At 34.1% G+C, this 6,014-nt stretch carries 4 protein-coding genes; all 4 read right to left on the reverse strand.

Going from position 1 to position 6,014, the window contains the following annotated elements:
* Window positions 1-28: 28 nt before the first annotated feature.
* The 4 genes from PLW95_07640 to PLW95_07655 all read right to left on the reverse strand — a co-directional run bounded on the left by PLW95_07640 (window position 29) and on the right by PLW95_07655 (window position 5,773).
* Window positions 29-958, reverse strand: a complete 930-nt coding sequence (locus PLW95_07640; GenBank protein HOV22526.1) for a cation diffusion facilitator family transporter — start codon at window positions 956-958, stop codon at window positions 29-31.
* Window positions 959-1,302: 344 nt separating this feature from the next.
* Complete coding sequence (gene dnaK / locus PLW95_07645) at window positions 1,303-3,201, reverse strand: molecular chaperone DnaK (protein HOV22527.1); 1,899 nt, start codon at window positions 3,199-3,201, stop codon at window positions 1,303-1,305.
* A gap of 335 nt (window positions 3,202-3,536) precedes the next feature.
* Entirely contained in the window at window positions 3,537-4,622 is a 1,086-nt protein-coding gene (locus tag PLW95_07650; protein HOV22528.1) for a sialidase family protein, read from the reverse strand.
* Window positions 4,619-5,773, reverse strand: coding sequence for a hypothetical protein (locus PLW95_07655; protein ID HOV22529.1), 1,155 nt, complete (start codon window positions 5,771-5,773; stop codon window positions 4,619-4,621). The genes PLW95_07650 and PLW95_07655 overlap by 4 nt, the downstream gene beginning before the upstream one ends.
* Between the last annotated feature and the right edge of the window lie 241 nt (window positions 5,774-6,014).

Below are 6,014 nucleotides of genomic sequence, written 5' to 3' on the forward strand. Positions count from 1 at the left end.
CCCCGCGGTTATACTGGACGGTTAAATTTTATTTTTTTGTTGGGTTGGATTTTAAATTTTCTGGTTCTGAATGGACGGTAACTTCGCAATTAGGAATTTCTGCCTTAATTGCTTGCTCAATTGAAGTAGCTTTTTTGTGTACCTGTTCAAGAGAAACATTTGGGTTCATCCTTACATGCAGGGTAATTTCCAATTTGCCAGCATAGTCGTGAATATGGATATGATGAATTCCCTGTCCACCTATGTTTTTAACTATTTTCTGAATTTGTTCTTCAAGGTCGGGAGATGGTGCTTCTCCTAAAAGAAAACTACCAACTTCCAAGATTAAAACCAGTCCTGTATAAACAATAAGAAGGGCAATTAACATACCTAATATTCCATCTAATTTGACCAGGCCGGCTTTGAAGAAAAAAAGACCCAATATAACTATAAGACTGGCAAGGGAATCACTGCGATGATGCCAGGCATCTGCTTTTAATGCTTCATAACCACTTTCTTCATACATAATTAAAGAGACAAAATAAAGGAATTCTTTGAGCAATATAGAAATGAAAAACACAACCACGAATAGAACCCGGAACTGTATTTCTGCAGGATGTAAAAATTGATTCAAAGAAGAAATAAAAAATTCATATCCAATCACACACAGAAGTGTTGCCATTACAATCGTAGCAACTTTTTCGCTCCGTCCATGTCCAAAAGGATGCTTTTTATCTGGTGGTTGTAAAGCAAAGAAAAAACCAACAATAACCAGAACTGATGTAATTACATCAGACAAAGTATGAAATGCATCTGCTTTGACAGCAATACTTTTGCTAACAATTCCAGCCCAGTACTTAATTCCAAATAAAATCAGGTTTATGCCAATACTTATAATTCCTTCCCAGTATCCATATTGGTCCTTTGGTTTTCGTGTAATACCTGATTTTACTAGAAGAATTCTTGTTAGTTTTTTCATTTTTTTCCACTCAGTATTTAGTTTGATTATTGCCTATTTGAATTTTTAACTATTGACAATATATATTTATTTTAAATATGTTATATGATAACAAACAAATAAAGATAAATCAAACAAGGACATAAATTGAAAGAGATGCTTACTATATTTCTGGTCATCAGGATTCCTCTGGGGGGTAATTCCGCAGGCTCATCTATCGGGCTATCCCCAGTAGGAGCCTGCGGATACAGAGGAACAGAGATATATCCTCACAATAGAGAGAGTGAATTTTTCATTGCCTGCCCCGCCTTTTGGCGGATTAAATCCAAAAGTGTATAAATTTACACCCTATCGTTATATTTTTGTTATTCGTTCTTTTTGTCATCATCAACTTCTTTATATTCAGCATCTACTACATTTCCTTTATCTTCTTTCTTCTCTTCTGTTGGTTGTTGTTCTGATGTAGGTGTTTCTGTCTGTTGCTGTTGTTGTGATGATTGTGCCTGTTGATAAAGTATTTGAGCAAGTTTATGAGATGCTTGTTCTAATTCACTCATTCCTGTTTTTATACTTTCTGCATCTTTTGTCTCGCTCTTTATTAAATTATCTAAATTTTTTATTTTCTCCTCTATAGCTTTTTTCTCTGCATCATTTAATTTATCACCATGCTCCTTTAATGTTTTATTTACTGAATATATCAATCCATCTGCCTGATTGCACAAATCAATAAGTTCTCTGGCTTTTTTGTCTTCTTCTGCATGTTTTTCTGCTTCTTTTACCATTTTTTCTATTTCTTCTTGTGATAATTTTTTAGAAGCGGTTATTCTTATTGATTGTTCTTTTCCAGTTCCTAAATCCTTTGCAGAAACATGTAAAATACCATTTGCATCAATATCAAAACTAACTTCAATTTGAGGTACTCCTCTTGGTGCGGGTGGAATACCATCTAAATGAAATTTACCTAAACTTAAATTATCTTTTGCCATAGGTCTTTCACCTTGAAGAACATTTACTTCCACAGATGTCTGATTATCCGCAGCAGTTGTAAATATCTGACTTTTTTTCGTAGGGATTGTTGTGTTTCTTTCTATTACTTTTGTAAAAACTCCTCCTAATGTTTCTACCCCTAAGGAAAGAGGGGTTACATCTAAAAGCAATATATCTTTATCTTTCATTTCTCCTGCAAGAATTGCCCCTTGAATTGCTGCTCCTATTGATACACATTCCATAGGGTCAACTCCTCTTTCTGGTTTTACTCCAATATATTCTTCAATAAATTTCTGAACTATTGGCATTCTTGTTGGTCCACCAACAAGTATTATTTTCTTAATTTCGCTCCTTGTTAATTTTGCATCTTCAATTGCTCTATCAATTGGTTCTTTACATTTATCTATAATTGGCTGGATGAGTTCTTCCAATTTTGCTCTTCTTATTTTCATTACAAGGTGTTTGGGTCCCGTCTGGTCAGCAGTTATAAATGGCAGATTTATATCTGTTTCAACAGTTGAAGAAAGTTCTATTTTTGCTTTTTCTGCTGCTTCTCTTATTCTCTGTATTGCCATTTTATCCTGTTTTAGGTCAATACCTGTTTCTTTTTTAAATTCCCCTACAATGTAATCAATTAAGACATTATCCATATCTGTACCGCCCAATTGTGTATTTCCACTTGTTGATAGAACTTTAAAAACACCTCTCATCATTTCCATTATTGTTACATCAAGTGTTCCTGCACCAAAATCAAAAACAAGAAATTTTAGTTCCTGGTCAAGTTTATTGAGACCATAGGCAAAAGCAGCTGCTGTTGGTTCGTTTATTAATCTTACAACTTCAAGCCCCGCAATAGTTCCTGCATCTTTTGTTGCCTGTCTCTGGTTATCATTAAAATATGCTGGAACTGTTATAACTGCTTTCTTAATAGGAACTCCAAGAAATGTTTCTGCGTCTTTCTTTATTTTCTGCAGAATAAAAGCAGAAATTTGTTCAGGCGTGTATGTTTTCCCATAGATATTATATTTATAATCAGTTCCCATTTTTCTTTTTGCTGCAAAGACAGTTCCTTCTGGATTAACTGCTGCCTGTCTTCTTGCTGGTTCTCCAACAAGAATTTGTCCATCTTTTGTGAAAGCAACATAAGAAGGGAATGCTTTCCCTCCAACTATTGTTGTTCCTTCAGCACTTGGAATTATAACTGGTTTATCTCCCTCCATCACTGCTGCTGAGGAATTACTTGTTCCAAGGTCTATTCCAATAATTTTTTCCTTCATTTTTACCACCTCCATTTTGTAAATATCATTAAATCCTGTTTATATTTAAGTAACAAAAGAAAAAACTTTCTTTAAAATCCATCCTAACCTTCCCTCGGCCATAGCCACGGGCGAGGCCTTTTTAAAGGAAGGAACTTTCCCCTTTTTTTAAGGGAGGATGGGGAAATTTTTCTTTGTTTTTATCTTACTACTTATCTACGGGATAGCCTGTAGACTACGCCCGAGTTAATCCTGCGGACTACTCTCTCTACTTACAGTCAACGAAAGTTGACTGAGTAGTTGATATTTAGATGATAGAGTCGTTTAAAAGTTTCAGTAAATATATAACTATTTAATCAACGAGAACTCATCCATTCCTCATCAAAAATTGCCATTTCTAAATCACCGAAGGATGGTAGTGTTGCATAGTAATGGCTAATGCCTAATAGAATTCTACCATCTTTTAACTGTGATATTCCATGATTACTTAGTTGGTTTAATCCAATATCATCGGCAATAATTTTAGGCTCACTCCAACTTTCACAACCATCACAAGAAAGTGAGGTAACTAAAGGGTGTCGGGGATGTTGAGAAGTTGATGGAATATTATTCCAAACTAAAAGAACATTTCCACTTTTAAGTTTAAGTAATCTTGCCATTGACTCAGGAGCAGGGATTTGTGTCTTTTTTGCAGATTGCCATGTTTTTCCTCCATCTTCTGAGATAGATTCGTAAAGATATCCACTCTTATTTCGGATAATACAGTAAATTTTATTTGGTGAAACTTCAACAAATGTTGGTTCCATCGCTCCTCTTTTTTCTGGCATTATAATATCATTGCTTTTTTCCCATGTTTTGCCTTCATCGTCAGAATACAAAAAATAGGCGATATAAAACTGCTCTTTTTTGCTTTTGTCCAAGGAATAAACGCTAACAAGAATTCTGCCACTCTCAATTTGTAATGCCTCAAAACAGTAAAATGGCATTTCTCTGCCTAAACTCCATGTTTTTCCTAAATCATTAGATTCTCTGAGAATCATACGGGAATAACTTTTTGAATAATCAGCCCATTTTGTAAATATCCGGTGTTTTTTATCTTCCACATAATCAACATAAAAACTCTCTCTTATGAATAATAAGACCTTTGGAGTATTTCTCATTTGAAGCAATAATGCACTGTTCAAGCAACCGGGTGTTTTTAAGAACACTTGAGGGGCTGACCATGTTATTCCTTGGTCATCCGACTCTGAATATAAAACTACACTATCTTTTGAACACTCTTGAATATCATAAGCACCCCATAATATTAAAACTCTACCATCAGAAAAAGGATAAATCTCAGGTCCTTGATGAAATTGTGCTCCTACATCTCCACGAATAAAAGAAAAATACTCCAACTTTCCTGGGGAATACCTTAACGGTGTAATATTTGTAATTATCATAAAACACCTCCTTGCAATTGTTTTATAGTGTTTTCCCAGATTTTTAAATCTCTTTCCTTAGGATTATTAAAAAATTTAGTCCATCGTAATCCATATATTCCTAAAAATTTAGCTCCACTATTTAAAATTTTTTTAACCCCATTTGCAATTTCCTTTTCATTTTTAAATTGTGAGTAATTCTTAATATCCAAACAACCAACAAATCTACAATAAGGATTATTTGCCTCACAGGTTTCTTTTACTTCTCTTATTCTTTCTTGTAAATTCTCTGAAGAAGTTGTCCGAAAGTAAAATGCATCAATCAATCCTTCTTTTATCATCTTTTGCCAAGGCCAAAAGTGCCTTATATCATCCTTTAAACTATATCCTACTGTAGAAAATTCTATTGGATGCTTTAAAGAAAATAATTTTTCTTTAATTTCTTTAACAAATTCAATAGCACAATTTCCACGAAAAATAACCCAATCTGAGTCATTATTATTTTTGGGTTTTCTCCCAAAATTTTCTATAAAAGCATTTACCATTGATTTTTCATATCCAAAGATACAAACTCCATCTTTATCAAGTGGCATAGATAACGGTTCTAATTGTATACCATCGGCATCCACATTTTCAACAATTGTTAAATAACTTTCAGCAAAATAAGAGCGAACATCAAAATTTGCTAAACTCATAAAGGCAATATTATCTTTACCTTCAACTAATCGCTCCCAGGAAGAAAAACCATTACAATCATAAGTAAAAGAAGTAGGAAAATGTTCCATTATTTCATATCCTAATAAATATCTCTTCTGAAGTTGTGTTGATTTTTCTTTATAATATCCTGTTGAAATACTTGCTATTCCTACGGGAAAATAAAGAAAAACTTTTATTTTTTCGTCATGTGCATATTCAACAAACCTTTTAATTCGTGCCAAATATTCATCATGTGCTACTTTAAAATCTCTTATTTTTCTGCCTTTGAGATTAAAAAGAGCATAAGGGAAAGGGTCTGTATAAGGAATAGATACTGAAAAATTATATCTTTTCATTTCATTGACTATCCGATAAATCTCTTCATCTGGCCAAAACAAAGTTTTTGCAACAGGAATTTTTTGTCCATGTTCAACAGAATTACCCAAACTACTAAAACATTCTAAATAAATGTCCATAAATATTTTGGGAGTATTGTTATGGTCTGTGAATTCTTAATAGGTGGTGCAGGACTTTGCCTGTCCGCCACGCTTTGTGGCGGAAGCCCTCGGGCGTAGCCCTACGGGCGAGCCTGCGCCGTCGCTGTCGCTTCTTAAAGGGAAGGGCGATTCCCCTCCCTTTAATTTTTCTCTCCACCAAAACCCTTATAAATATGGGAAAAAGTTTTTTCCCATACCTTTTCAGCCGCAGGAGTTATTA

The sequence above is a fragment of the bacterium genome, from assembly GCA_035370465.1.
GTDB lineage: Bacteria > Ratteibacteria > UBA8468 > B48-G9 > JAFGKM01 > JAGGVW01.